General features: G+C 51.5%; 22 protein-coding genes and 1 tRNA gene. 3 read left to right on the top strand and 20 right to left on the bottom strand.

All coding sequences use genetic code 11. The features are described 5' to 3' along the window. Positions 1–3: 3 nt before the first annotated feature. From ACVB80_RS13340 to ACVB80_RS13325, 4 genes are all read right to left on the bottom strand, one after another. Positions 4–1,395 (bottom strand): ArnT family glycosyltransferase, encoded by a 1,392-nt coding sequence (locus tag ACVB80_RS13340; RefSeq protein WP_481081778.1) that lies wholly within the window; start codon positions 1,393–1,395, stop codon positions 4–6. Between the two features lie 220 nt (positions 1,396–1,615). Next, positions 1,616–2,422: a CheR family methyltransferase gene (locus ACVB80_RS13335; RefSeq protein WP_481081777.1), complete on the bottom strand. Its 807-nt coding sequence runs from the start codon at positions 2,420–2,422 to the stop codon at positions 1,616–1,618. A gap of 94 nt (positions 2,423–2,516) precedes the next feature. Continuing rightward, positions 2,517–3,116: a hypothetical protein gene (locus ACVB80_RS13330; protein WP_481081776.1), complete on the bottom strand. Its 600-nt coding sequence runs from the start codon at positions 3,114–3,116 to the stop codon at positions 2,517–2,519. Between the two features lie 101 nt (positions 3,117–3,217). Further along, a complete protein-coding gene (locus tag ACVB80_RS13325; RefSeq protein WP_481081775.1) occupies positions 3,218–5,710 on the bottom strand; it encodes a bifunctional diguanylate cyclase/phosphodiesterase in 2,493 nt (830 codons plus the stop codon). A 186-nt stretch (positions 5,711–5,896) separates the two neighbouring features. Between ACVB80_RS13325 and ACVB80_RS13320 the strand changes: the two genes are divergently transcribed. Further along, positions 5,897–6,793, top strand: coding sequence for a pyridoxal-phosphate dependent enzyme (locus tag ACVB80_RS13320; RefSeq protein ID WP_481081774.1), 897 nt, complete (start codon positions 5,897–5,899; stop codon positions 6,791–6,793). 44 nt (positions 6,794–6,837) lie between these two features. Here ACVB80_RS13320 and ACVB80_RS13315 read toward each other — a convergent pair whose 3' ends face one another. From ACVB80_RS13315 to acsA, 5 genes are read right to left on the bottom strand one after another with little or no spacing between them, the layout of a single operon-like run. Next, positions 6,838–7,077, bottom strand: a complete 240-nt coding sequence (locus tag ACVB80_RS13315; protein ID WP_481081773.1) for an acyl carrier protein — start codon at positions 7,075–7,077, stop codon at positions 6,838–6,840. After that, entirely contained in the window at positions 7,050–8,288 is a 1,239-nt protein-coding gene (locus ACVB80_RS13310) for a dihydrolipoamide acetyltransferase family protein (RefSeq protein ID WP_481081772.1), read from the bottom strand. Before ACVB80_RS13310 ends, ACVB80_RS13315 begins: the two co-directional genes overlap by 28 nt. Positions 8,289–8,297: 9 nt before the next feature. Next, positions 8,298–9,287 carry an alpha-ketoacid dehydrogenase subunit beta gene (locus tag ACVB80_RS13305; RefSeq protein ID WP_481081771.1) on the bottom strand — a complete coding sequence of 330 codons (990 nt, stop codon included), beginning with the start codon at positions 9,285–9,287 and terminating at the stop codon, positions 8,298–8,300. Next, positions 9,280–10,272, bottom strand: coding sequence for a pyruvate dehydrogenase (acetyl-transferring) E1 component subunit alpha (gene pdhA, locus ACVB80_RS13300; RefSeq protein ID WP_481081770.1), 993 nt, complete (start codon positions 10,270–10,272; stop codon positions 9,280–9,282). The genes ACVB80_RS13305 and pdhA overlap by 8 nt, the downstream gene beginning before the upstream one ends. Before the next feature lie 24 nt (positions 10,273–10,296). Further along, positions 10,297–12,048, bottom strand: coding sequence for an acetate--CoA ligase (acsA, locus tag ACVB80_RS13295; RefSeq protein ID WP_481081769.1), 1,752 nt, complete (start codon positions 12,046–12,048; stop codon positions 10,297–10,299). A gap of 283 nt (positions 12,049–12,331) precedes the next feature. On the opposite strand from acsA, the gene ACVB80_RS13290 reads away from it, so the two are divergent. Next, positions 12,332–13,138 carry a Cof-type HAD-IIB family hydrolase gene (locus ACVB80_RS13290; RefSeq protein WP_481081768.1) on the top strand — a complete coding sequence of 269 codons (807 nt, stop codon included), beginning with the start codon at positions 12,332–12,334 and terminating at the stop codon, positions 13,136–13,138. 208 nt (positions 13,139–13,346) lie between these two features. Here ACVB80_RS13290 and ACVB80_RS13285 read toward each other — a convergent pair whose 3' ends face one another. From ACVB80_RS13285 to ACVB80_RS13265, 5 genes are all read right to left on the bottom strand, one after another. After that, a complete protein-coding gene (locus ACVB80_RS13285) occupies positions 13,347–16,169 on the bottom strand; it encodes a M16 family metallopeptidase (RefSeq protein WP_481081767.1) in 2,823 nt (940 codons plus the stop codon). 342 nt (positions 16,170–16,511) lie between these two features. Beyond that, positions 16,512–16,982, bottom strand: coding sequence for a GNAT family N-acetyltransferase (locus tag ACVB80_RS13280; RefSeq protein ID WP_481081766.1), 471 nt, complete (start codon positions 16,980–16,982; stop codon positions 16,512–16,514). A 126-nt stretch (positions 16,983–17,108) separates the two neighbouring features. After that, a tRNA-Ser gene (locus ACVB80_RS13275) sits at positions 17,109–17,196 on the bottom strand. A gap of 157 nt (positions 17,197–17,353) precedes the next feature. Continuing rightward, positions 17,354–17,803, bottom strand: a complete 450-nt coding sequence (locus ACVB80_RS13270) for an L-alanine exporter AlaE (RefSeq protein ID WP_481081765.1) — start codon at positions 17,801–17,803, stop codon at positions 17,354–17,356. Between the two features lie 333 nt (positions 17,804–18,136). After that, positions 18,137–20,569 carry a hybrid sensor histidine kinase/response regulator gene (locus ACVB80_RS13265; RefSeq protein WP_481081764.1) on the bottom strand — a complete coding sequence of 811 codons (2,433 nt, stop codon included), beginning with the start codon at positions 20,567–20,569 and terminating at the stop codon, positions 18,137–18,139. 155 nt (positions 20,570–20,724) lie between these two features. Between ACVB80_RS13265 and ACVB80_RS13260 the strand changes: the two genes are divergently transcribed. Beyond that, positions 20,725–21,294 (top strand): UPF0149 family protein, encoded by a 570-nt coding sequence (locus tag ACVB80_RS13260; protein ID WP_481081763.1) that lies wholly within the window; start codon positions 20,725–20,727, stop codon positions 21,292–21,294. 77 nt (positions 21,295–21,371) lie between these two features. On the opposite strand, the gene nadA is transcribed toward ACVB80_RS13260, so the two are convergent. The 6 genes from nadA to tolR form a co-directional block, all read right to left on the bottom strand. Beyond that, positions 21,372–22,433, bottom strand: coding sequence for a quinolinate synthase NadA (gene nadA / locus ACVB80_RS13255; RefSeq protein WP_481081762.1), 1,062 nt, complete (start codon positions 22,431–22,433; stop codon positions 21,372–21,374). Positions 22,434–22,587: 154 nt separating this feature from the next. Then, positions 22,588–23,355, bottom strand: coding sequence for a tol-pal system protein YbgF (gene ybgF, locus ACVB80_RS13250; protein WP_481081761.1), 768 nt, complete (start codon positions 23,353–23,355; stop codon positions 22,588–22,590). Positions 23,356–23,367: 12 nt separating this feature from the next. Then, positions 23,368–23,895, bottom strand: a complete 528-nt coding sequence (pal, locus tag ACVB80_RS13245) for a peptidoglycan-associated lipoprotein Pal (RefSeq protein WP_481081760.1) — start codon at positions 23,893–23,895, stop codon at positions 23,368–23,370. A gap of 54 nt (positions 23,896–23,949) precedes the next feature. Next, complete coding sequence (tolB, locus tag ACVB80_RS13240; RefSeq protein ID WP_481081855.1) at positions 23,950–25,275, bottom strand: Tol-Pal system beta propeller repeat protein TolB; 1,326 nt, start codon at positions 25,273–25,275, stop codon at positions 23,950–23,952. 37 nt (positions 25,276–25,312) lie between these two features. Continuing rightward, the gene (gene tolA / locus ACVB80_RS13235) at positions 25,313–26,326 is read right to left on the bottom strand and encodes a cell envelope integrity protein TolA (protein ID WP_481081759.1); all 1,014 of its coding nucleotides are present in this window, start codon (positions 26,324–26,326) and stop codon (positions 25,313–25,315) included. A 19-nt stretch (positions 26,327–26,345) separates the two neighbouring features. Continuing rightward, on the bottom strand, positions 26,346–26,786 hold the full coding sequence (tolR, locus tag ACVB80_RS13230; protein WP_481081758.1) for a protein TolR: 441 nt from the start codon (positions 26,784–26,786) through the stop codon (positions 26,346–26,348).

Raw genomic sequence — 26,786 nt, 5'->3', positions numbered from 1 at the left:
TGATCATTGACAGCGATACAGAGTACGGCGTTCAATCTCTGCCTCTTTGGTGCATCGCTCATTCAGACCTTTAGCTTCAACCCAGCCCGGCAAACGATCAGGATCACCAGCCAGATAGAAGCCCTTCTCGTGACCTTCCAGATCCTGTGCACCTTTGTAATACAGAGCGTTGCCCTGAGTGTAGTACTGGCCAGAAAATGGACGGCTGCCCACATAATAAACCGGCACACCGACTTCATAGTCCGCGTAAACGCCTTTATCACTACGCTCGTTGCCCGATACAAAATTAATAAACAGCACCGCAAAGATCAGCAACGCCGGTACAATCATGGCAACTTTACTGAACCACTTTTCATCACCGCGGATAAAACAGGCCATCAGCAGGCCAACCGCAGGGATGCCTGGCAGCACGTACGCAGGAAGAATGTTGCCCGCAAACGAGAACAGAATCATTGGCGCAATCATCCAGCACACAAGGAAGCTCAGCAGCGCAGGGTGAGTGGCATTGAACTCTTTGATCTGTGCGCGGCGGGTCCAGGCCATAATGATCAGGGAAAACGACCACGGTGCAGCAGAGTACAGCCAGAACCACCAGATAATGCCGCGTGGCTCATCGTGGGCGTTACCGTACAGGTCACCGTCCCAGCCTGGTACCATAAAGCGTTTGTAGTGCTCGCCAACGATAAAGTAGTCCAGGAAGCCCGGGGTCGCGCGCTCAGCCATCACATACCATGGCACGGCAACGATACACATCAGGATCAGACCTTTGACAATAGGGAAGCGCTGCCACAGCTCACGGAAAGCACCGATAAAGCCATGCTGGATCACCATAAACGGGAACACGCCAAGGCCGAAGATCACAACTGTTACCGGACCTTTGGTCAGCAGCGCCAGGCCCAGACCAAGGAAACCAAAGTAAGCCCACTTCTCTTCCCCCTGCCAGCAGAGCCAGAAGCCCAGCATCGCCATTGCCAGATACAGGGTCATCGCCATATCAGTCATAACCGCACCGGCAGAGATAGCAAACAGAGCAGTCGTTGACATCACTACTGCCGACACCAGCGGGTTGATACCCACACGCTTACAGAAGTATGCACCTACAGCAATAGTCGCTACACCAGCCAGCCAGTGTGGCATACGCACAGCAAACTCAGACAGGCCCATCAGCTCAATGCCTACCGCACTCAGCCAGGTAAACATCGGAGGCTTGCCCCAAAAAGGTACGCCGTAATCGGTAAATGGTGTCAGCCAGTTACCGGTTTCCACCATGATCCGCGCCATTTCGCCGTAGCGGGCTTCGGTGGTATCCATCAGCGGATACAGACCCAGCGTGATAAGACGCAGCAGGATAGCGATGGCAAATAAGCCCCACAAATGTTTCGAAGTTAACTTCACTTCAATCCCCTTGATTAAAATAAATATCTTGTCGCCCGGTTGGTTTCCCCGCCAGGCTGTCGCATTTCAGCAGCAAAATAGTATGACCCTGTTTTCTTTGATTAGTGCCATTTTTTCCAGCAGATGCATGACAGAGCCAGCATTATATTGCGCCCTGAATTTTTATCGACACTTTAGACACAATTTTTAAAAAAAACGCGCAGAAAAATCCCCCATCATGTCACGCCATTTTCCTGTATACGCCAGGCTGCAACATTTTAAGGGTGGAAGAGTGATAACAAAGAGTTTCGGCATCATCGGCAAAAAGCAGGCCGGAGCAGCGTAATCTTTGGATAACATTGTCCAAAACCTGCTGCTGTCTCTTATCACTGAAATAGTTCAGAACATTACACAGAAAGACCACATCAAACTGATGACCACCAGAACAGGAGCAAAACAGGTTATCAACCATAAAAGTGAGATTTTTCTTAAACTGAGGCCTGAAAATAAACCGGCTTTCTTCCTCCCCACCCGCTCTCAGGCAATAACGGTTTCGCCATTCCGGTGGGATACATTCAGAAGCAGAGGTCGGGAAACAAGCCTGCTGAGCTGACGCAACGGAAACTGGCGATACATCTGTCCCCAATACATGCCAGTTTTGATCTCCGGCAATATCGTCAAGCACCATGCCTATGCTGTAGGCTTCTTCACCACTGGCACAGGCTGCACTCCACGCCGACAGCTTCCGGGAAGGCGGATTTCGTTTCATCCAGTATCTATGGAGAAACTCAAAGTGCTCAGGCTCACGGAAAAAACGGGTCACATGGGTGGTCATTTTGTCTATAAAGATGCCAAGTTCCTCTTGCCCACACTCAGTACCAATGAACTCCAGGTACTGACCAAAATGAGTCATATCGTACGCCCGCAGACGACCTATCAGGCGACTGAAAACAATGTTCCTGTTTTCCAGGGAAAGGTTGATTCCCGTGTGCTCATCGCACAGACAGCAAACCCGTTCAAACTCAGGCTGCGTCATAGAGTTACGCATGGCAGTACCCTGTACAGCCAGAAATACACTCCTTCGGATGCAGAGAACCGGAACAAGCCACATTTGTTACTGTCTTCATCAAAACACTCCGTATTCAGAAAAATGTCGGCTCATCACTGTCGTTGCGGGAATGTGACCGGCGGTGACAACCGGTCAGCACAGGTTGCTGCAGTTCATGCAAAACCGCTTTGAGATCCGGAGGCTGGTCATCATTGCCACTCAGGTAGTGGCTCAGCAGCACTTCCGCTTCACCGCTGGCACGGACGCTGGCGCTGAGGATCTGGCTGACCCTGTCCTGATACTGCAGCTCAGTAATAATTTCGCTGATCAACTCGCGTACCCGCCCCTCCGGCTCACCACCTTTGCTGGTTTCAGGCTCATTCAGCAGCTGACTTAACCGGGTAAAGAGTTTGATAAGGTGCTCTGTTGCATGCTCACTTTGCCAGCTGGCATCCTTAAGATTGTGCTGAAGCAAAGGCAGGTACTGCTCACACAGCAGGAGCAGGTATTCGCGGTCATAACGGCAGTTTTCCCGGACTTTACTTTCACAGGCTTCAGAAACCGTGCGATAAAACCAGGCCAACAGCACCAGGGTACAGGCCAGGGTTATCACCGCAGCGCTCAGCGGTGCGCCAGCCCAGAAGTTTACCGTGGCAACCACACAGGTTATCAGTAGCAGCTTGCTCCAAATCACGAGGGCTCCGGTCAGTCAGTTTCACTATTAATAGCCTAGTCAATATTTTGCACTGAACTAACTTTTTGCCTTCTTTTTAATCAGAAGCCCACCCTTGTGCACTACTGGCTAAGACTGCCGTCCGGTGTATATCGGCTTTTCAGCTGGGAGAGGGTTAATGGCCGGTCAAAGAAATAGCCCTGTACAATGTCACAACCGTAGTTGCGTAATACATCGTACTGCGCCTGGGTTTCCACCCCTTCTGCGACGACCTTCATCTCGGCAGCGCGTCCAATCGCGACGATCGCTTTCACCAGTGAGTCACTCTGGGCAGAGCTCAGCATCTGGTCGATGAAGCTGCGGTCTATCTTGATTTCATTGATAGGCAGGTTACTGAGATAACTCAGCGAGGAGTACCCGGTACCAAAATCATCCAGCGAAATACTGAAGCCCAGCTCACGAATGGCTTCAATGACCGGAGTGACAGTAGCAAGGTCATTAATGAACACGTTCTCGGTGATCTCCAGAATAAGGCGCTCACAACTGATTGTGTTTTGCTGAGCAATCTCCTGAAGTCGGGGTAAAAAACTGCGCCCCAGCATCTGAGCCGGTGAGAGATTAACCGAAAGCGTAATGTGGGATTCGCCACAGGGGAAGAGCTGATTGATGTCCTTACACGCCCGGTCCAGCACAAACATACCCAGCTCATCAATAAGCCCGGTATCTTCCGCTACCGGGATAAACTCGGCCGGAGAAACATGCCCGAGCTGCTGATTATGCCAGCGCAACAATGCCTCTACACCACACAGTTTTCCGGTTTGGCTGTCAATTTGTGGCTGATAAAGTACAGACAACTCTTCTCTTTCCACCGCATGACTGAGTTCGCGCTCCAGCAGAAAGTCATACTGGACCTGGCGGTTGATCTCGTTGTTGAAAAACAGCACATCCCCTTTCTGACGGGCCTTGGATTTGTACAGAACGATATCCGCACGACTGATCAGCTCTTCAGGCTCATCGCCATCTGAAGGGAACATGGAGACGCCGATAGTACAGGTCACCAGCATCACTTTACCCTGAATAACAAACTGCTGGCTGAACACCTGCTGGATCATTTCCACTTTCTTTTCTGCCTCTGTCAGGCTGTCCAGACAGGGGAAGCAGAAGATAAACTCATCCCCGCCAAACCGGGCAATCATATCGCCATCTTCCAGCCGGGATTCAAACTGGGTACTGATTTCCGCCAGCAGCTCATCACCGGCTGTGTGACCGTACAGGTCATTGACCTTTTTGAAGTCATCCAGATCGACAAACATCACCGCCAGCTGACGGTAGTTCTTTCTCGAAATTTCTATCCCCTGACGTATGTGATCGTTAAGCAGTACCCGGTTTGGCAGGCCCGTCAGGGCATCGTGCAGCGCCATATGCTCCAGCTGCTCTTTGGCATCCTGAAGATGGCTGAAGTCCTGGTTTATCCTGTGCTGAAAACGCTCAAAACGCCTGGCAATGATCCGGCTCAGCCCCAGTGACAACAGGGCAATCATCACCGTAGTGACGCCTCCGATAACACCCATCCTGACAAGCGCCGCCCGGTAACCTTCCTCTGCCCGTTGTGACAGTTCAAGCAGATAAGCTTCTGTTTCCTGATCGTAAACACCACTGCCTATCACCCAGTCCCAGGCCGGAAAACGGATGACATAACTGGTTTTGTCCGGCAATGTCACACCCGGGGGAAGGTAATCGGCTTTATAGCGGACAAACTCACCATCAGCACTGAGCAACTGCTGCACATCCTGCCGGATTTGAGGATTTCCCCGTTCCAGCGCATTTATCCCAACCCGTGAGCCATCAATATGGGCCAGGATCTCCCCGCCCGGGCCGAAGATAAACACGTAACCATACTTACCAAACCGAAGCTCACGCGCCCATTCTAGCACCCTTTGCTGAATGTCGCGTTCGACATCCACCACATAATCTCCGGTACCAATAAACCAGTCATAAGGCGCAAAGTACTTGCCAAAGCCTATCTTCTCAAACTCCTGGTTTGTGTTATCCGGTTTAACAAACCACCAGCGATGATAAGTCTCGCCTTTGGTTTTTACCTGCTGGCCCAGCTCGCGTACCACATAACTTCCACGGACGTCCTTAAAGTCCCACATTGAGGTCCCCTCGATATGGGGCAGCAACGGATGCATCACATTGATACCACTGGACTTATAGATAAAAAAGTATCCACGACCATTATTAAAACGGATATCTCTCAGTGCTGAAGTAATAATTGCGGTGACTTCAGACTCAGAAAGGTGACGGTTTTGCTCATAAATACGGGAGGCAATCGCGTGGGCTTCGCGCACACGCTGTTTGATAGTGGTTTTAAGCTCCTGCTCAGTTTTTGAGCGGGCATATTCGATCTGAGAGGCAACATGCCCGACCTGGGCTTTTAACAGTGATTCCTGCTGCTCCTGATGCTGCAGATAAAGCGCATTAAGGTCGGCGGCAGAGCTGTTCACCCTGTCTTTGATCCCAAGCCCTACCCACAACAGGGTAAACATGGCAACGATGAGGGCCGGAGCGTATTTAATCAGCCTGATCAATTTGTTATCGGTAAGCTCCGCCATGTTTACTCCCACTCTTTCAGTGCTCCTGTTAACCATAGACGCGCTTTTGACTGTTGGCGAAAAGAAGAGATAACGATTGCGGGCTGACTCAAATTTCGCAGACACTTTTCGCAGCAAACCAAACTCTTTTCTCAATAAGCAAAGACTGCTAGGCTATGCGGCCTGTTTTTCCACCATCACCCAGTTATGAAACTTTCCGCCAGCCCGGTTACTGAGCACGTTTTTAACCAGACCGCGTTTTACTTAAAGCGTGATGATCTGCTCCATTCCCAGTTCAGTGGCAATAAAGCCCGTAAGCTCGCCACCCTGCTTGAAGCGGACATGCCAGAAATCCAGACCCTGATTTGCTACGGCTCAGCCCAGGCGAACTCGCTCTATTCACTGGCAACCCTGGCAAAAATCAAAGGCTGGGCACTGGAATTCTACGTCTCTCACATTCCTGACTGGCTGAAAGCCCAGCCAAACGGCAACTACCGGGCCGCACTGGAGCTGGATGCCAACGTCATTGAAGTAGGCCACCAGCACCACCCGAAAGAATACATAGAATCAGTACGCAAACCGGACAACAGCTGCCTGGTACTGGAAGAAGGTGCGCGCAGCCCGCTGGCCGAGGAAGGGGTAAAACAGCTGGCTCAGGAGATCAAATGCTGGGCTCAGTCCAAACGCGTAACAGAACTGGTGGTCGCCCTCCCTTCAGGAACAGGCACGACCTCGCTCTACCTGCACAAGCATCTTAAAGCCTGTGGTATTCAGGTAGTGACCTGTGCCTGTGTCGGCGGTGATGAGTACCTGACCGAACAGTGGCGCTCACTGGGCGAAGAGGATCACCCAACGATCCTGAGTCTGGGTAAAAAACACTACTTTGCCCGCCTCTACTCTGAGGATTATCAGATCTGGCAACAGCTCAGCGATCAGACCTACATCGAGTTTGACCTGCTCTACGACCCACTGATGTGGCGCTGCCTGCAAAGCTGGTGGCCGGAACAACAGGGCAAAACTCTGCTCTATATCCACCAGGGCGGTCTGCTTGGCAATGAGTCCATGCTGCCCCGCTATCACCGTCTGGAAGAGAAAAGCTACTGACGCCTTCTGTCCCCCTTATCCTGACGACCCGGCCCTGCGCCGGGTTATCTGTCTGACAGGTAATCCAGCATCCCCTGAATGGTCAGTACTTTCGGGTAATCCACTTCCGGTACGTTAATGCCGGTCTGTTTGCTCACCGCTGTCACCAGATTCAGAAAGTCCATCGAGTCCAGATCAAATGCATCACGCATATCTTCGTTTTCCACCAGAACTTCGCCTTCAAGTTCCGGGGCAATGTCTGTCAGCTGAGTGATGATCAGCTGGTGTAGTTGCTCTCTGTCCATAAACGCTCCGGTTGCTGTAACAGCTTGTTGAGTTGATAGAGGAACTTAGCCCCGATATGGCCGTCACTTACGCGGTGATCGGCGGCCAGACTGCAGGTGATCACATCCCGCACTTTCACCTCGCCATCAATAACCAGCGCCTCCTGGTGAGGGCTGCCTGGGGCGATGATCGCCACCTGAGGAGGAAGGATAACCGGCAGCATCTGCTCTGCGCCGCGCTCACCGATACTGCTCACGCAACAGGTCCCGCCGGTGAGCTGAGACAGCGGCAGACGACCCCGGCGCGCTTCAGTCACCTGACGGGTAATAGCCTCCATCATCGCTGGTGCGTCCATCAGGTGAGCATCGCGTATTACCGGCATGATCAGCCCCGTACCACGGACATTGACGGCATGTGACAGGTGCACCACAGATGAAGACGTGAAGCCTCCCTCTGTATACAGCCCATTAAGCTGTCCAGACTCCGCTAACAGGTGCGCAATCGCGCACATCATGGGTGCTGCGAGTAATACCCGCTCCTGTGGCGGCCTGTCCTGATTAAACTCACTGAGGTATGCCACCAGTGCCGTCACGTCGAGACGATGAGTCAGGTAATAATGAGGAATGGTTTGCTTCGAAAGAGTCACCGTATCGCTGATCGCATCGCGCATCATCTGGCGGGTATCCGGCTCTGTCTGAACCGGTTTTGTTTTCGGCTCTGGCACTCTTCTCTCAGCTTCATATCCCGGAAAATCGCTCAGAGTAACCGGCCTGCCGTTCTTCCCGGCAAGTTCAGCAAGATCAAGCCCCAGTGCCGTGGCCTGATAACGGGCTGCGGGTGAAGCAGGAACGAAGGATGAAGACGAACCTGCAGCTGTGCTCACCACTGGCTGTTCAGTAACACTAACCAGCAGCTCAGTGACCGGTTCCTCTGCCTGCGTTGCTCTATCCGGCTCAACAGCCATTTCATTATCACTCTCCGGACCCGGCCCCTGCAGACGGGCGATCACCGTGCCGACTTGCACTTCATCGCCAACCTGTGCCAGCAGGGTATCAATTACGGTATCTTCGAAAATATCGAGCTCAATCGCGCCTTTGTTGGTTTCAATGACCGCCACCACATCACCGCGCTTAACCTCATCGCCCTCTTTTACCTGCCACTCTATCAATGTGCCGGTGGCCATATCTGCGCCAAACGCGGGCATTACCAGATTATGGGTCTGTTTGGTCATAAGCGCCCCCTAACCTGTCTGGCCACTGCCCAGCATCTCAAGGGCGGCTTTCACTATGTCTTCCACCTGCGGAATACACGCCTGCTCCAGATGCTCAGGGTAAGGGAAAGGCACTTCCTGGCCACAGATACGTCTTACCGGCGCATCCAGATACCAGATCGCTTCTTCTGCCAGGGTTGCGCTGATCTCAGCCGACATGCCCACACTCTTCCACGACTCATCAACAATGATCGCTTTGTGGGTTCGCTTCACTGACTCAATCATCGCGTTTCGGTCCAGCGGACGCAGGCAGCGCAGATCCACGACTTCCACTTCAAACCCCAGCTCGTTAAGCTGCTCTGCTGCCTCCATCGCTTTGTACAGGTTGCCACCCCAGGTAAATATGGAGAGGTCACTGCCCGGGCGCCGCACGACTGCGTGGTGCATATCTTCCACTGGTGCAGCTTCGTCATACTCTTCTGTCCGGTTATAGAGCATCACGTGTTCGAAAATGATGGTTGGATCCGGGTCATCCAGCGCCATTTTCAGCATATTGCGGGCATCAGCGATGGTGCCGGGATAGAGCACTTTAAGCCCCGGAACATGAGCAAACATCCCTTCAAAACTGTGAGAGTGCTGCGCCGCCAGTTGTTTACCCGCGCCGCAGGCCATACGGATCACCAGCGGTACACCAACCTGACCATTAGACATGTGCCGCAGCGTAGCGGCATTATTAATGATCTGATCGAGTGCCAGCAGGCTGAAGTTTACCGTCATGATCTCAACAATGGGCCGCATACCGCCCATGGCCGCGCCAACCCCGGCACCGACAAATCCGGATTCAGCCAGCGGCGTATCTATGATCCGTTCACGGCCAAACTGCTCAATCAGCCCCTTGGTGACAGCGTAACATCCACCATAATCCCCGACATCTTCACCCATCAGAAATACCCGGGGATCGTTTTCCAGCGCTTCAACAATTCCGGCTTTAAACGCTTCACGATATGAAAGCTCAGTCATGGCGCACCTCCCGGGCGTAAACGTGTTTATGCAGATCGCTGACCGGCTCATCACGACCGGCGAGCGCAGCTTTCACCGCTGCGTCAATCTCCAGGTCTGCCTTTCTCTCAATCTCCCGGATCTGCTCTTCATCAATATGGTGGTTTTCCTGCAGCCAGTGGCTCAGCTGCACAATCGGTCCTTTCTTCTGCCAGGACTGGATCTCATCTTTGTCACGGTACTGCTGGGAATCAAACATCGAGTGACCCCGGAAACGGTAAGTACGGCACTCAAGAAACTGTGGCCCGGCTCCGCTTCGAATCGCCTGACAGGCAATCTGACTGGCCGCTTCCACATCCACCACGTTCATTCCATCCAGCTGCTGGGCAGCAATGCCGTAACTGGCGGCTTTAGTAAAGATCTGCTGGTTGGACTCCTCGATAGCCAGTGCAGTGCCCATGGCATACAGGTTGTTTTCACACACAAACAGGATGGGCAGTTGCCACAGCTTGGCGAGGTTCATGCTTTCATGAAACTCCCCTTCTGCCACCGCCCCTTCGCCGAAGAAGCAGCAGGTGATGTTATTGCGGCCCTGCATCTTATCCGCCATCGCAAGTCCCACTGCCAGCGGCAGCGCACCGGCCACAATGGCGTTACCACCATAGAAACGCTTCTGTTTGTCGAACAGGTGCATAGAACCACCCCGTCCGCCACTGCAGCCCTCCATTTTGGCGAACATCTCGGCAAACAGGGATTCCATCGAAATGCCTCTCGCCAGTGCATGGCCGTGTTCACGATAGGTCGCGAGGATGGAGTCCTGCTCTGTAAGCGCCTGCATCACACCTACGGAGATCGCCTCTTCACCGTTATAGAGATGCAGGAAGCCACGGATTTTTTGCTCGTTATAAAGACCGACGCAGGCTTCCTCAAAGCGCCGGATGCGGATCATCTCCGTCAGCAGATAATGCAAATGCTCACGGGTGATATGAGTTTTGTGATTTGCCATTCGCTTCTCCTTACGCTTCCCAGGCTACTTTTCATCGCTTTCGAGAGTGGAAGTATCGCCCTCAGGCAGCCCCAGTTCCCGGGCCTTAAGTAACCGGCGCATGATTTTTCCGCTGCGGGTTTTTGGCAGGTTCTCCCGAAATGCAATTTCCCGCGGCGCAACCGCCGGACCGAGACGTTTACGGGCGTGACCGAGCAGGGTTTTACGCAGCTTCTCATCAGCGTCAAAACCAGGTTTTGTCACCACAAAGGCTTTAACGATCTCCCCTGCGACCGGATCAGGCAGGCCAATCACCCCGACTTCAGCGACAGCCGGGTTCTCCATCAGGGCGCTTTCCACTTCAAACGGCCCGATAAGGTGACCAGAACTTTTAATCACATCGTTGGCCCGGCCAACAAACCAGAAATACCCCTGCTCATCCTGATAGGCCAGATCCCCGGTCAGATACCAGTCATCAGTAAAGCAGCTGCGGTACTTCTCTTCCTGATTGAGGTAACCCCGGAACATCGAAGGCCAGCCGGTTTTAATGGCCAGCTCCCCGACTTCCCCGGCCTTGGTACTTATCTGCTTTTCACCTTCTGCGCCGGTATACACCGCCGCCTCAATGCCAGGCAGAGGTTTGCCCATAGAACCGGGACGAACAGTATTGGTGGCGACATTGGCGATCAGAATGCCGCCGGTTTCGCTCTGCCACCAGTTATCATGAATTGCCATGCCAAAGCACTTCTGCCCCCAGACCACCGCTTCCGGATTCAGCGGCTCACCGACGCTGGCAATAAAGCGCAGCGAACTCAGGTCATAACCCTGCGCCAGCTCTTCCCCGACTTTCATCAGCATGCGAATTGCCGTCGGCGCGGTGTACCAGATGGTCACCTTCTGGCTGCTTAAGATCTGATACCAGCGCTCAGCATCAAACTCGGCCTGATCGATGATCAGGGTAAGGCGGTTACACAAAGGCGCGATAATGCCGTAGGAAGTACCGGTCACCCAGCCGGGATCGGCGGTGCACCAGTAGATGTCGCCCGGATGCATGTCCAGCGCGTAGTAACCGGAGAGCTGATGCCACAACACAGCATTGTGGACGTGCATCGCGCCTTTAGGCTTGCCTGTGGTACCGGAGGTAAAGTGCAGCAGGGCTAACTGCTCAGGATCCGTCTCTGCCACCTCAAACTCTGCAGAGCTTTTCTCCAGCAACGCATCCAGGTCCAGACAGCCTTCCGGCAGCTCGTCTGACACGTCATAAAGCAGCACATGCTTCAGGCTTTCCAACTCATGGCGCCACGCCATCACTTTCTTGCGGTACAGGGCCTCACTGGTCACCAGCACCCTGCCGTGACCAATCTCCATCCGCGAGTGAATTGGCTCCGGGCCAAACGCAGAAAACAGCGGCGAGAAGACCGCGCCATATTTCACGCTGCCCAGCATGGCGTAATAGAGGTCCGGTACCCGCTGACACAGGGCAAATACCGTATCGCCCCGCTCAATGCCCAGCTCAGAAAGCAAATTGGCAAAGCGGCTGGTCTGCTCCATCAGCATCTGATAGCTGATATCAACCTGCTGCCCCTCTTTTCCCAGCCAGCGAATCGCGACCTGATCCCCAAACCCAGCCTGAACATGGCGGTCCACCGCCTGATAAGCGATATTTGGTACGCCAGAGTCCCCAATAAGCTGATGTCTGGCGCGCTGCCAGTCGAAGTTTTGGTATGTCTCTGAGTAATCAACCAGATTGTGTAAATGCGCCTGTGACGGGTCTTTTTTGATTTCGGCAAAGTCCATGATTTTCTCCATAGCCAAACGACCTGATGCCTGTATTTAAAGGTTAGGAGACTTGTTGCGGTTTAGCACAGAGAAAGGATGTTCTGAATCAAAAATTTATCTGGTTACACCCGGTGCGACGCCATGTCCGGGGCCTGAGCTCTGACCGGTTCTTCCACCGGGTAAGGCAGGCAGCGGACACAACATCCTGCTTGCCATTTCACCTGTTTGGTATATGTTAGCTGCCAATATATACATTGCCGGTATAGTGGCCGTGTATCTGAAAGACCTCAAGAGCATTACCATGACAAAAGATGTAATTAAGTTTGTTGCCGCCGATATGGATGGCACCCTCCTCGACGCCAACAGCCAGCTTGACCCGGCTTTTTTCCCTCTGCATGAACAGCTTGAGCAAAACGGCATCATCTTTGCCGCCGCTTCCGGCCGCCAGTACTACAGCCTGCTGAAGACATTTGAGCCGATTAAAGAGCGCATGATGTTTATCGCCGAGAACGGCACCATGGTAATGCACAAAGGCGAAGAGCTTTACAGCTGCACCATGAACGGTGATGCCATTGCCGATATCATCCGCACCGCCCGCGCAATTGAGGGCACGCATATCGTACTTTGTGGCAAGCAATCCGCTTACATTGAAACCAGAGATCCGGACGCGCTTAACGAGTTCGCCAAGTACTACGAACGCACCCGCCAGGTAGACGACCTTCTGGAGGTTGACGACGAATTTATCAAAGTCGCCATCTGTAACTTTGGCGGCTCAGAGCAGCTGGTTTACCCGACGATTAACGCCCGTTTCGGCGGGGATCATAAAGTCGTGGTCAGCGCCAAAATCTGGCTGGACATCATGCACAGCGAAGCCTCAAAAGGCGCGGCACTAAAAAGCCTGCAGGAATCACTGGGCTTCAGCTTCGAGCAAACCATGAGCTTTGGCGACTACTTCAACGATATTGAGATGCTGCAGGAAAGCTACCACTCGTATGCAATGGAAAATGCACATGAGGAAGTGAAGAAGTATGCGCGGTTTAGTGCGCCTTCGAATAATGAGCGAGGGGTGATCCGGGTGTTAGAAGAATATCTCAATACCCTGAGTTAAGCGAAAACAGTGATCAGGCTCAGTTTACCTCTTATACGTTTGCCCTTATAAATAAAGCCCCGGCATTTCAGCCGGAGCTTTTCGATAACCAGGCGTTTAGGAGAGCGAATAAGCAACAACTAAACCATTGTTAATAAAGCTTATTCACCCTATCAAAAAGACTGCCGATTGTATTGCTTTCGCTGTCGGTAGTCCTGTATTCTCCGGCTCACATCGACTTATCAGGAAGCACTCTTACTTCAAGTACATTATTGACATCAATTAGCTTAGCCACCGCCAGAATATCTTCTTTTGTGGTTGCAGCTAACACTGCAGCACTGATCCCTTCTGCTTCTATTATGTCCGGGTAAGTTTGAGCTGTTGACGTCAGGTCAAACCAATAGCCGTTACTTTCAACCCGCTGCTCCACCGCATCTATAAGTGGCGTGACAGCCCGCTTAAGTTCATCATCACTGATCAGTCTGCTCTGCAAAGATATCAATACTTTCTTATAAGCTGAAAAAACCTTATCAACCTGATCAACAGTGGTATTGCTATTGATTGTCAGGTATCCGAAGTTCTTGAAATTATAAGATTGCATAAGGCCTGAGCGAGGACTATACGCAGCGCCGGTAGCCTCTCTGATTTCTCTTGTCACACGTTGCTGAATGACACTCTCCAACAATCGAAAGTGCAGCATCTGTTCCGTGTTACGGGCATCAGGCAAGCTCCAGTAGCCACTTGCTAATGCCGTTGTTTTTTCACCTTTGTGATACCAGGTCACGGCTTCTTTCTTGATCGGCGGAAACTCAGCCTGATAACGGTCGATAGCCTGGTCTGCCCTGATATCCAGAGCTCCAAATGTCTGAGCAACATAGTCAACCGCCTCTTGAGGCGAAATATCACCGACAATACCGATCTCTACCGGACCATTCGATATGGCGCTATCAATGATGGGTTTCAAATCAGACATGGAAAATGCGTTAAGCTTTTCCATGGAAGGCTGCGCCCACCGCAAATCACCGCCATGCAGTTTGAGCCCGATAGAGTTACCCATAACGCTTTCTGGACTTTCCTGGTATGTGTTAAGGTGATTACTCAGCATTTGGCGCGCAAAAGACATCCCCTGCTCACGGTAGCCCCCATCGGTCATCAGAGCGGTAAACACTTTAAGCTGACTGAGCGCATCTTCCTTTTTGACAAACCGGTGAGAAGCAAATGCATTCACGTCTACGCTCAGATCAAGCCCCAGAGTCCTCCCTGAAAATATCCGCCTCAAATCATTCATTTCATGTGCTTTAAGCCCACCAGCCGCCATTCCTGCGTTATAGAGGAGGATTAATGGATATTGCTCTTCGGTCAGAGCCATCATTCCTTTACCGACACGCGCAGAGATAAAAACAACGCCCTTTTCATAATCTGTCTGCTTAACATTGAGCATGACGCCGTTATCAAAGCGATAGCTGAGTATTCCCCCAAACCCGGACGTTCCGGTCAGCGTGGCTTTGCCCGGCTTACCAAAATGGTTGTAAGCAAACTCGGTACTTGCTTTTTCAACGTAAGGAGAGACCTTTTCTTTTCTGCTTGCCGCATATGCGTTAAGAAGTTTCTGTTCCAGACCCGGAGTATCACTACGCACAGTTAAATAGATACGGGGAGAAGCCAAAGCCCATCTACTGCGAAAAACCTGATTAACAGACTCAACCGTCAGCTGGTTTCGTAGTTCCTCAAACATAGCCCGGTCTGCTTGCGGTGACGCGATAACGAACCCGCCATCGACAGCATTCAACACGTTATCGGCAAGAGTTGCACTGAACGTATCCCCTTCACTCTCGACACTAAACTGCAGTTCCTTCTCTATCTGTAGAAGCTCACGCTCAATCTCTGCTTTGCTAAAACCAAACTCCGCCGCCTGACGCAACATCTGGTCTATTGTTGTCAGGCCAAACTCCCAGTCATCGTCTGCTGTCGTCACTCCAATCGTATTTACGCGAACCGATTCCAGATTGAAATCTGACGAAATACCCGGAGACATAATGCGCCCACCGCTTTCGTAGGATAATGTATCAATACGGTTGTTTATTGCTCTAAGGCCAATCAAGTTGGTCCAGCGTTCCAATACGGCAGCCTTACTGAGCGCTTTAGGTGACTCCTTCTCAATAAAACTAAGCTCTATACGCGTATCTATATTTGGATCAGAAAAGACTTTAGCTTCCGTCTTCTCAGGAAGGATAAGGTTAAATTCAGGATCAACGGCGGGTTGAAACGCTTTATTACTCCAGTTTGAAAAATAGTGCTTCACACGCTCCAGCATGACCTCATGACTGACATCACCCGCCAAAATCAAGGTTGTATTCGCCGGAGCATAATAAGCCTGATAGAAGCTTCTCAATCCTTTTTGAGTGACCTGGTCCATCCCTTTCAGTGTTCCCAGACCAATCTTTTTAGGCAGGTTTGCGCCTTCGTAAATATAATCTGCAAAATCAAGACTTCGCACCAACCCAACCGAGCTGCGTTCGCGCACTTCAGACTTAATAACCTTACGCTCGCTGTCTATTGCACTTTGTTCCAGGCTCAGTTCAGAAGCGGTCTCCCGCAGCAGAAACAGTGCGGTATTGATACTATCGATATCCGCCTTAGGTAGATCGAGCCGGTAATTGGTATTCGTCATACCTGTTGTCGCGTTGGTATCGGCTCCAAAGGCTAAACCGTGCCTTTCCAGCATTGATATCATTTCACCTTGAGGGACATTCGTTGAGCCATTGAAGGCCATATGCTCTAAAAAATGGGCTAATCCGGGCTCTTCACCCTTCTCCTGAAATGACCCGGCATCAACAAACATCCGAATGGACAGGCCATTCTTTGGGTTACTGTTTTCAATGGTGATAACACGCAGTCCATTCTCAAGCAGCACGGTTTGATAACGAGAGTCCAGAGAAATATCAGTCTGAGGAAACCAGAGGGCTGATTTATTAGGTGCTGAGACGGCAGTAAAGGGAACGCACAGAAGAGAAAGTAATGAGAGATAACACTTAAGACTCAGTTTACACATAGGCACACATCCATTCATCCATCCATACAGGATGAGCAATCAAATAAGCCAATCCTATAAACACCATAAATACCTATCAAGGCATTATCTGTAAGCGTCTGTAGTCATCATGTAATCCTCACCGAAAAACAGCCCCGACACTTCTGAGCATCCGGAAGATGCTGATAAGCAGGCCCTCTTTGCCCCACGCGGCCCCTGGGTAAGGCGAAGCAAAGCCCCCATGGGCAGATTCATACGAGTCTGTGCTCAGCATTTTCCTGATTGACTCATATTTTTGAGCAGTTATGCTGAGTCTGGAGGCAAGTTAAAGATCCGAACTCCCGGCGCGCAAAAACTGCGTTTCTACTTTGAACCACCGACTTCCGTCAATGCCAGCGACAACCGCAACATATCAATATGCTGCCGCCCCCGCTCGAACACCGGTTCATCATAGTGATCAATAAAGAAGTCCTTTATCTCCCCGTCGACCTGAAAGCCGTGGCGCAGAAAAAACCTCAGCTGGCAACCAAATGCCCCGGCACCGGTAAAAACCTGCAAGAATCCCTGCCCAGAGAGCTCCTGTAAAGCAAACCTCAGCAGCCCTGAGCCAATCCCTTTTGACTGCTCTTCCCGCCATACCGCAAGATTGCAGATCTCGCAGATATCCCCCTGACTGGAACTGGTCACGCAGGCCCCCACCAGCTTATTCTGCTCAAACGCACCAAAGCAGACCGAATCTGGCAGATAAGAACGAATACGCTCTTCAGAGGGTTCAGCTTCGAGTAGCAGGGGAAGCGGGATCATTTTTGCGTTGATCTGTTCGTAAGTTGGCATCGCTTTGCCCTTTGGTATTGTTGTCTGTGCTTAGCCTTTCAATTTCAAGCTTAGACAGCATACAGGAAGTACGGCAGATTCAGATACGAAAAAGCCCCTGCATTTCTGCAGGGGCTTTTCTGAATTTGGCGGTGAGTGAGAGATTCGAACTCTCGATACGTTGCCGTATACACACTTTCCAGGCGTGCTCCTTCAGCCACTCGGACAACTCACCGTATTGTTTCTGTCAGTGCCGTTGGCTGCTGACAGGGCGCTAATTTAATGATTATGCCCGGTTGGGTCAAGCATAAATCTTAAAAAAAATCGCTCTTTTGATTCAAGTGGACATTAATTAACTATTTTCGACAAACTTTCACCACTTCGATGAAAAATCAGGCGCTTTGGTAGTAGCCTGGCACACGGAAAAGCTTGCGGCACGAATCCAGGAAGTAGCCGTACAGTACGCCAAGTGCGCAGGAAACCACCGCGTTACTGCTCACGGCAGTGATGATCTGGTCGGTCGATGCGCCAACAGAGAGCAGGATCAGGGCGTAAGCTGGTGACTGGAATGTCACGTAGGCGATCAGGTCGCCAAGTTTGCGCGTAAAACTGCTGTCGTGGAATCGCACGCCGGTACGCAGTACCCAGTCACGGAACACGCCGTAAGGCCAGGCGATCGCGATATTAACCGGTATCGAAAGCACGCGGGAGGCCAGCGACTGTTCAAACGACATACCCGAGACAAAAATCTCAATCAGCATACCCGCTATAAAACTAAACACTACCATCGCAAAAGTATCTGCCAATGCATTACGCATACAGAAAGGCGCTTTCACTTTCATCGCTCAATTCCACCAAAGAAAAAACCAGAAAAAGTCAGAAATGACAAAAGATATAACCAGCAAAAGAACAACCAACCAGTTATGTGAGCTATTAAAACACAAGATTCATAGAATTAGATTCTATATTTTAACTTAAGTGGTAAACTTTCAACCAGTTTTGATTTAAAAAGCAGTCAGATAGACTACCTTCCGTTAACAAAGGATTTCCCACTGCTTTCACTCGTATGAAACGTTACTTTTATACAGAAAAGTAGCCGGAATACACCGGGTGTGGAAGGCGTTGCCAGAGAAAATGGTGAGCAGAAAAAAGAAAGGGGCCGGATGGCCCCTCAGTCAGTCTTTAAGAGGATTTAAGGTAAGGAAGTCCATGTCTTCCGGCGCGGGTGCCAGCTGGTTCTCCAGCGAGGTCTGAATCCGCAGCACAGTCTGTACCATGTCGGCTTTGCCCTGATCTTCACATTTGAGGCGCAGCTGCTCGGCAGTATCAAACGCTTTGGCAAAGTCCTGGTTTTCGATACTGACGTACAGGTCAACCAGCAACTGCTCATAGGTGAGGCCCTGCTGCTCCGGTGGTGGCTGGGAGGATGCCGCTGCTGTGCCAGCCCGGGACTTAAGCTTATCGGCGTTCATCATCAGCACATCATCCAGCTCGGTTTCATCGATTGGTTTGGCGATGATATCGTCTACACCAGCCTGGGTCATTTTCTCCCGGGTGTCTTTGAAAACATCGGCGGTACAGCCAATGATCAATGAATCACACAACGGTGGTGGCATCTGGCGAATAGCCCTTGTGGCTTCAATACCATCCATTACCGGCATGTGGTTATCCATCAGGATCAGGTCAAAAGTCTGGTTTTTCAGAAGCTCAATGGCTTTCTCGCCATTTGGTACTGAAACCGTGACAAAACCTTTGCCGCGCAGGAAGGCGTCAATAATCATGGTATTGGTGCGGTTGTCTTCAACAATCAGTACGGTGAGGCCATTACAGTCGATATCCGTTGTATGGGCGCTCTCTTTGATGAGTGGCTCACACGGCTCTACTTTGATCGTGATATAGAAACTCGAACCCACCCCTTCTTCACTATCGAGCTGAATATCGCCCTGCATGCCTTTAATGATTTGCTTCACAATCGCAAGTCCGAGGCCGGTGCCACCATATTTGCGCGTAGTGGTGCTTTCTGCCTGCTCAAAAGGCTTAAAGATACGCTCCTGGGCCTGTGGCGAGATACCCACCCCGGTATCGCGGATCTGAACAGCCATGAATGTCTCACCATGGCGGATCTCTTCTTTCAGGTACACTTCCACAAAACCTCGGCTGGTAAACTTAATCGCGTTGTTAAGCAGGTTAAACAGAATCTGGCGGATCCGGGCCTTATCAGCGTTATACCAGCGTTCTGCCGGCAACTCGGAGTGAACATTGAAGTTAAGGCCTTTCTCGGCAGCAAGAGTCTGGTACACGCTGTTAATACTGCCAATAATCGCCGCCATGGCGAACGGAGCATTCTCAAGCTCAAGTTTGCCCTGCTCGATTTTCGAAAAGTCGAGGATCTCGTTAAGCAGCGTCATCATGTGCTCGCCGGAATCATACAGGCTGTGAAGTAATTTGGACTGCTGTTCATCCAGCTCCGTTTTAAGCAACAGCTGAGCCGTACCCAGCACGCCGTTCATCGGAGTACGAATTTCATGTGACAGTGTGGCAAGAAACGCAGTCTTGGCCTTGGTTGATGCCTGAGCCCGAAGTTTTTCCTCTTCCAGTGTGTGTGTTTTATGATTGAAACAGTCGATCAGGTGACCAATTTCGTCCTCCTGGGTGTAGTCCATTTTGATCTCACCCCCCGACTGAGTGTCAGAGACTTCATCAGCCAGCTGCACTATCGGCTCAATCAGGTTGCGCCGGATCAGGTAATAACCGGCCATAACGCCGATCAGGAGAATTCCCAGCAGAACCAGTTCAAGCGTGGTTACCAGGTCAAAAGTTTCCTCTGCGACTTTACGTCCCGCATTAATGACATCGATTTGCCAGTTATACGGTCCAAACACCAGAGTCGAGATATACAGATCATCACTCATCCGGAAGTCATATTCGTGGATACTGGCTCCGGCAGAATCTTTAAGCAACACACCAAGGCTGTAACGGTCTGCCTGCTTCTGCAGTTGCTCCACCACCGCAGACAGGGAAACATCGACCGTAGCCACACCGGCAAGGCCCTCACTGCCAAAATAAGGCATAGACGCAGTGATCATCTGCACGTGCGTATAAGGGTCGATATAAACGCCTGACCAGGCCATTTCACCAGCGGCAAGCGCAGCTGCTGAAGTGTACCAGGACTCTTTGTGATAGCCACCGGACTGGGGATTGTTCCAGGAATGGATCCTGTCTGTGCTGCCATCATCACGCTTGTTGAAGAACAGGCTGCTGTATGCCACATCCGGGTCAATGGAATAAGGGGCGGGCCAGATGCCACCACTCACCAGAGCGTCATCGCTTTGACCAATGATACCGGCAATCAGATCATGAGACTGTTCGGTATCATTGTTTTGCGCCGCCGCGACCAGACTGCGCAGGGTGCCAAGAGAAAAAGAAATGGATTTACTGAGATCGGAGGCCAGAAGCTCTGTTCTAAGATCCAGATTCTGCTCCAGCTTACTTCGAACGGGCTTTTCGACCACGAAATAGGTGATGCTGCCGAAAACAGCGATAAAGAGGCACAGGTAAATCCCTAACGCATAAATGCTTCTCTTCTTAAGTGAAGAACGTATATCCATAGCCAAGCCCTCGGGGTACATAATAAAAACTTATATGCTGAGTCTTGATCCATCAAGTCTTTTTCACTATTCGACCTGCTGGTACACTAGTATTTAAATTCACATAAATCGCTTTACGCACACTAATAAAGCGGACTCAGATAAAGGACATCCCCTTGACGCTACAAGAGCTGTTAAACCACCCGGACCTTGAAGGTAAACTGTTGTCAGACGGCCAGATCCGCGGTTTTGTTACTGCTATGGCTGCGGCCCCTAACCTGCTGATGCCCAATGAATGGCTGGCTTTCCTGTGGGGAGGCGATGAACAGGCACCTTTTACAGACCCAGCGCAGCTTGAGAGCTTTGCTGAACAGGTAATTGAGATCTGGAACCAGGCCCGCCCTGCCCTGTTGGGTGGTGAGTGGCAATGGCCTGAGGGTTGTGCGCTGGACGAAGAAGAGATCGTAACCGCCTACACCCGTGAGTTTTGTGAGGGCCTGCTGCAGGGCTGGACGCTGGCACGGGATGACTGGGAAACCCTGATGCCGGAAGAGAGTCAGGATAACGCGCTGCTGGGCGGCGTACTGCTGTCACTGAGCATGCTGTACGATCCGGAAACCGCACTGGCTACCCTGGCTGAGCAGGGAATGGAAGGTCTGGACGAGTTTGAAGAGATCTACAACGCGGTACCAGTGATGCTGTGTGGCCTGACCCAGCGTGGTGATGCGCTGGCGCAGGAGCAGTAAGCTCCTTTCTGGTTTAATCAGACAAATACAACAAGGGCCACGTAATGTGGCCCTTTTCTTATCCGCTCAGTGAGAGCTTAGGCGTTGCCTTTCACTTTCAGGTTCAGTTGCTCGGCAAAATCGAGCATTCGGTTCAGCGGGATCAGTGAGCGTTCACGCAGCGCTTCATCAACAAACACTTCGTGTTCACTGCTGTCTTCAGTCAGCGCTTTTTCAATCGCAGCCAGGCCGTTCATCGCCATCCACGGGCAGTGTGCACAGCTGCGACAGGTTGCACCGGCACCTGCGGTTGGCGCTTCCATCAGCTCTTTCTCTGGTACCATTTGCTGCATCTTAAAGAAGATGCCGCGGTCAGTGGCCACGATCATTTGCTTGTGTGGAAGCTCTTTGGCTGCTTTGATCAGCTGGCTGGTAGAACCCACTGCATCAGCCAGTTCCACTACGCTTGACGGTGATTCAGGGTGAACCAGTACCGCCGCTTCCGGGTACATGGCTTTCATATCACGCAGCGCAGCAGATGAGAACTCGTCGTGCACTACACACTCACCCTGCCACAGCAGCATTTCTGCGCCGGTTTTGTTGGCGATGTAAGAACCCAGGTGACGGTCCGGGCCCCAGATGATCTTCTTGTCTTCTGCGTCCAGATGTTCAACGATTTCCAGTGCGATACTTGAAGTCACCACCCAATCGGCACGGGCTTTTACCGCAGCGGAAGTGTTAGCGTACACCACTACCGTATGGTCAGGGTGCGCATCACAAAACTCGGTGAACTTGTCAGCAGGACAGCCCAGATCCAGAGAACACTCGGCTTTCAGATCCGGCATCAGAATGCGTTTTTCCGGGGTCAGGATTTTTGCTGACTCGCCCATAAAACGAACACCAGCGATGATCAGTGTGCTGGCCGGGTGGCGGTTACCAAACTTGGCCATTTCCAGTGAATCACCCACGAAACCGCCGGTCTCTTCAGCCAGCGCCTGAATTTCAGGGTCAGTGTAGTAATGGGCGATCAGGACGGCATCTTTCTCTTTAAGAAGTCGTTTGATGTTCGCGGTGTGCTGTTGCTTCTGTTCATCCGTTAATGGAGTTGGTTTAGGAGGGAACGGGTAAACAGTATCGATTTTATCTAGTATGTGCGCCATTGCTTCAGCTCTTAGCTACGTCTTAGCTACTTCGTCCAGGAATCCGGGTATTGTACACTTTCAGGCTGCAATTACCACTTTCCCGCATGGCTGACGATTTCTGGCTTCAGACAGCAAAACAGGCAGCCGTGGCTGCCTGTTGATTAGCTGAGAACTACTTAAGGTTCTTACGTGCAATGTTGGCACTGGACGTGTCCGGATGCTCGTCAACAACCTGCTGGTAGTATTTCTTCGCTACGTCCGCTTTGTTGTTGCGGGCCGCAATGTCGCCCAGCTTAAGCAGTGCATCTGCACGCTTGTTGGACTCTTTATAGGCTACCACCGCAGCAAAGCTTTTCGCTGCTTCCTGGTCCTGCTTATTGGCGAAATAAAGCTGTCCAAGCCAGTAATGGGTATTCGGCATGAACTTGGAATCAGGATAGGTTTTCTGGAACTCATTAAACGCCACAATAGCGCCGGCGTAGTCACGTTGTTTGAGGATCAGATCCACCGCCTCTTTATAGGCGCTGTCTTCGTCCTTGTTAGTGGTAAACGTGCCCTGCTTGCCTTCTGCAGGCTCCTGCGCGGCTTCCACTGCAGGCTTGTCCTGAAGCTGGCGCAGACGATCAATCTCGAGGAACAGCTCACGCTGACGCTCGGTCATTTTCTTCATTTCGTAGCTGTTTCGCTCAACCTCACCACGAAGTTGTCCAACTTCAGCCAGCAAATCGTCAATCTGACCCTGCATTTGGATCTGAAGTGCTGCGCGGTTTTTTAAAAGGCGCTCAAGACGCTGTATATCGGTCTCTGGAGCTGAAGACGAGGACGGGGTAACGGACGTGGAGTCGTTGAGGTCGGATACTGGGGCTGGTGCGGCGAACGCAAAGTTCGCCGCACTTGCCAGTAACGTAAGCGTAACTACGCGCTTAGTGTTACTGAACATAGGCTATACCTATTAGTATACTAGAACTGCGCGGCGGTTCTTAGCGTAAACTTCGGCAGTCTGACCCAGCAGAAGTGGACGCTCTTCACCGTAGCTCTTGATTTCGATCTGGTCTGCCTGAACACCCAGTGCCTGCAGGTACTTAGCTACTGCTTTAGCACGACGCTCACCCAGAGCGATGTTGTACTCAGGAGTACCACGCTCGTCCGCGTGACCTTCGATCTTCACTTTGATTGAAGGATCTTTGCTGATGAATGCTGCGTGTGCTGCCAGCATATCTTCGTACTCAGAAGAGATAGCCGAGTTGTCAAACGCGAAGTAAACAGTTTGAGTTTCACGAAGCTGCTGCTCTTTAAGCTCTTGCTCAGTCAGCTGAGTATCTGCACCAAGAGGAGTTGCTACTGTTGCATCGGTAGTCTGCTCCTGGTTAGTCTGCTGAGATGCTGAAGCATCAGCCGCTTTGTCGCTTGAGCTACATGCTGTTACTGCCAGAACAGGCAGCGCGATCATCAGCCCTTTAAGAACTTTATTAAGTTGCATCTTATTCTTCCTTATGTATCCGAAACTGTGTTGAAATCCAAAACTGGATTCATGCTACAAAAATGGTGACCATGCTGGCGCGCGAACACGCCCGTTTGTTGCTGGCAATCTGGCTCTGAAACGACCATCTATAGAAACCATAGAGAGCACATTTTGCTTTCTGTACATGGAGCTGTAGATGACCATACCGCCATTTGGCGCAATACTCGGAGACTCGTCCAGTTGGGTATTGGTTAACACCTGTACTGTACCCGTCTCGAGATCCTGCTTGGCAAGGTTAAAACCGCGGTCGTTGCGATTCACCATAACAAGATGCTTCCCGTCAGGCGTGATCTGCGCCGCAAGGTTCTGACTGCCCTGCCATGTCAGACGGTCGGTCGCTCCGTCTAACAAATTTACTCGATAAATCTGTGGTTTACCACCCCGATCAGAGGTAAACACCAAAGATTGGCCATCAGGATACCAGAATGGTTCCGTATTATTGGCCCGGCCGCGTGTAATTTGCTTCATGTCACGGGTTTTAAGGTCCAGAATGTAAATTTGCAGACTGCCGGTCTTGGATAAGACCAGTGCCAGCTTACTGCCATCCGGAGAGAAGCGCGGCGCACCGTTGTGACGCGGGAAAGAGGTCATCTTTTCACGCTTACCGGTGTAGATATCCATGACGAAAATTTCTGACTGGTCATTTTCGAAGCTGACATACGCCAGTTTCTTACCGTCCGGAGACCAGGCCGGTGACATCAGCGGCTGGGTGGAACGCAGCACCAGGCGCTCGTTATAACCGTCGTAATCTGCGATACGAAGCTGATACGGGTACTTGTCTTTGTCGTTAACAACCACGTAAGCAATGCGGGTCAGGAACGCGCCGCGCTCGCCGGTCAGCTGCTCGTAAACCAGATCCGAAATACGGTGCGCGTATTCACGCAGGCGTTTGCCTGGTACGGTTGCGCGCTTGGTAAACAGGACGTGATCTTTGGAAAGTACCAGTTCACCATCCTCGCTAAGGGCACGGCTCTGGCCTTTGGTCAGTTGGCCACGTACCACGTCGATCAACTGATATTCCACTACATAGTTACCATCGGCGTTCTGAGAGATGGTACCGGTCAGCAGAGCGTCTACACCCATAGAGGTCCACTCAGAGAACTTTACTTCTTCATCTGAGTAAGGGGTCTGCGGCATTTTGTTTGGGGCAATGGGGCTGAACTTGCCACTGCGCTGAAGGTCGGATGCGACAATTCTGCTCACATCGTGTGGCAGTTTGGTGCTGCCTTTCCACTGAAACGGCACGATCGCAATCGGGCGCGCTGAGTCGATACCGTCTGTGATCACCAGCTCCAGCGCTGCGTTAGCAACCTGGGAAGCACTGGCCAATACCAGCATAAATCCAAGTATAAAGCGTTTAATCACGACTCCATCCTTATTGTAGCTCTACCGTTAAATTAATATCTTTCAGTTTCCTGGCAACGTCCTGGTCCTTGGGAACCGGAAAACCGCCTACCTGGGCAATCGCACTCTTGGTTGCAGAACAAACCCGCTTGTCACCACTGAGCACCTGAACATTGCTAACAATCGCTTCTGAGCCGGTGTGCACCAGCTTCATGTTGATGCGGCACGGCTTTCCCAGAAACGAATCATCCTTTAAAAGCCGGCTCTGGATCAGCTGAGTGTAGATTGCACCGTACCGGGAGACTTCATCGGTCACATAGCGCTGCTTGGCGCTGCTGTTGGCCGAGGCTTCCGTCTCAAGGCCGGCGAAAATATTTTCCATCGCCGCTTCCTGCTCTTTGCGCTCACGCTCAAGCTGTTGCAGACGCTCTTTTTCTTTGCGGGCCTTTTCAGCAGCCTCTTTGGCCGCTTTTTCTTTGGCTATCCGCTCGCGCTCTGCTTTTGCAGCGGCTTCTTTCTCTTTGCGCGCTTTTTCAGCGGCAGCTTTGGCGGCTTTTTCACGCTCAAGACGCTCTTTTTCCGCTTTGGCTGTTGCTGCCTGTTTGGCTTTGCGATCTGCCTCAGCTTTTTTCGCCCGCTCACGCTCTTTACGCACTTTTTCTTCTTCGCGCTTACGCTCCTGCTCTTTCAGCTTGCGTTTTTTCTCCGCTTCTCGAGCAGCCTTTTCGGCTTTGGCTTTCTCTTCTTTCAGCTTGCGAATACGCGCTTCTTCCGCCTGACGGTTCTTCTCCAGCAGCTCGCTCTGCTTGCGCAGCTTATCAATGCGCTCCTGCTCGGCGCGCTCTGCGGCCTCGCGCTTCTGGCGAATTTCACGGGCCTGCTGCTGAACCAGTTTAGGGTCAATGACCACTGCCTGAACCATGTTTCCGACTGGTTCAGGTTTGGACATTGAGAAATCTGTCCCCCACAACAGCGCCGCCACCAAAACTGCATGCAGGGCAACGGAGATAACTATCGCGGAAGTGTAGTTGTTATTCTTTTTCATCGATTAACCGATGGTATCCCTACTTAATATCCGTCAGCAGACCGACTTTTTCGATCCCTGCCTGGCTTAGTTCATCCAGAACCAGCACCACCTCAGCATAAGGCGTCCTGGCATCGCCGCCCACTGCAACCGGTGAATCCGGCGCAATAGACAATTCGGCTTTAACCCGCACGATGATCTGCTCAAGGCTCATACCGCGCTGTACGTCTTCATCGTTCACACTCAGGCCAAGCTGACCCTGGTCATCCACTTCAATAATGATGAAACTGGAGCTGCTGTCACCAGCCAGATCAGCAGTAGATTTGGCACTGCTGGTTTTCGGCAGCTCTACGTCTACCCCCTGGGTGACGAATGGCGAAGTCACCATAAAGATGATCAGCAGTACCAGCATCACATCGATATATGGCACCACGTTGATTTCCGCCGTCATACGACGTTTTTTACGCTGGTAGCCCGCCAT

The sequence above is a fragment of the Vibrio sp. 9-16B-A1 genome (assembly GCF_056726165.1).
This window is presented reverse-complemented; position numbering and strand designations above follow the sequence as displayed.

Coding starts and splice junctions, on each gene's coding strand:
- ACVB80_RS13335 (WP_481081777.1), bottom strand. CDS start 2,422: ATGCGTAACTCTATGACGCAGCCTGAGTTTGAACGGGTTTGCTGTCTG.
- ACVB80_RS13325 (WP_481081775.1), bottom strand. CDS start 5,710: ATGGCGGAGCTTACCGATAACAAATTGATCAGGCTGATTAAATACGCT.
- ACVB80_RS13320 (WP_481081774.1), top strand. CDS start 5,897: ATGAAACTTTCCGCCAGCCCGGTTACTGAGCACGTTTTTAACCAGACC.
- ACVB80_RS13315 (WP_481081773.1), bottom strand. CDS start 7,077: ATGGACAGAGAGCAACTACACCAGCTGATCATCACTCAGCTGACAGAC.
- ACVB80_RS13310 (WP_481081772.1), bottom strand. CDS start 8,288: ATGACCAAACAGACCCATAATCTGGTAATGCCCGCGTTTGGCGCAGAT.
- ACVB80_RS13305 (WP_481081771.1), bottom strand. CDS start 9,287: ATGACTGAGCTTTCATATCGTGAAGCGTTTAAAGCCGGAATTGTTGAA.
- pdhA (WP_481081770.1), bottom strand. CDS start 10,272: ATGGCAAATCACAAAACTCATATCACCCGTGAGCATTTGCATTATCTG.
- acsA (WP_481081769.1), bottom strand. CDS start 12,048: ATGGACTTTGCCGAAATCAAAAAAGACCCGTCACAGGCGCATTTACAC.
- ACVB80_RS13290 (WP_481081768.1), top strand. CDS start 12,332: ATGACAAAAGATGTAATTAAGTTTGTTGCCGCCGATATGGATGGCACC.
- ACVB80_RS13285 (WP_481081767.1), bottom strand. CDS start 16,169: ATGTGTAAACTGAGTCTTAAGTGTTATCTCTCATTACTTTCTCTTCTG.
- ACVB80_RS13280 (WP_481081766.1), bottom strand. CDS start 16,982: ATGCCAACTTACGAACAGATCAACGCAAAAATGATCCCGCTTCCCCTG.
- ACVB80_RS13270 (WP_481081765.1), bottom strand. CDS start 17,803: ATGAAAGTGAAAGCGCCTTTCTGTATGCGTAATGCATTGGCAGATACT.
- ACVB80_RS13265 (WP_481081764.1), bottom strand. CDS start 20,569: ATGGATATACGTTCTTCACTTAAGAAGAGAAGCATTTATGCGTTAGGG.
- nadA (WP_481081762.1), bottom strand. CDS start 22,433: ATGGCGCACATACTAGATAAAATCGATACTGTTTACCCGTTCCCTCCT.
- ybgF (WP_481081761.1), bottom strand. CDS start 23,355: ATGTTCAGTAACACTAAGCGCGTAGTTACGCTTACGTTACTGGCAAGT.
- pal (WP_481081760.1), bottom strand. CDS start 23,895: ATGCAACTTAATAAAGTTCTTAAAGGGCTGATGATCGCGCTGCCTGTT.
- tolB (WP_481081855.1), bottom strand. CDS start 25,275: ATGCTGGTATTGGCCAGTGCTTCCCAGGTTGCTAACGCAGCGCTGGAG.
- tolA (WP_481081759.1), bottom strand. CDS start 26,326: ATGAAAAAGAATAACAACTACACTTCCGCGATAGTTATCTCCGTTGCC.
- tolR (WP_481081758.1), bottom strand. CDS start 26,786: ATGGCGGGCTACCAGCGTAAAAAACGTCGTATGACGGCGGAAATCAAC.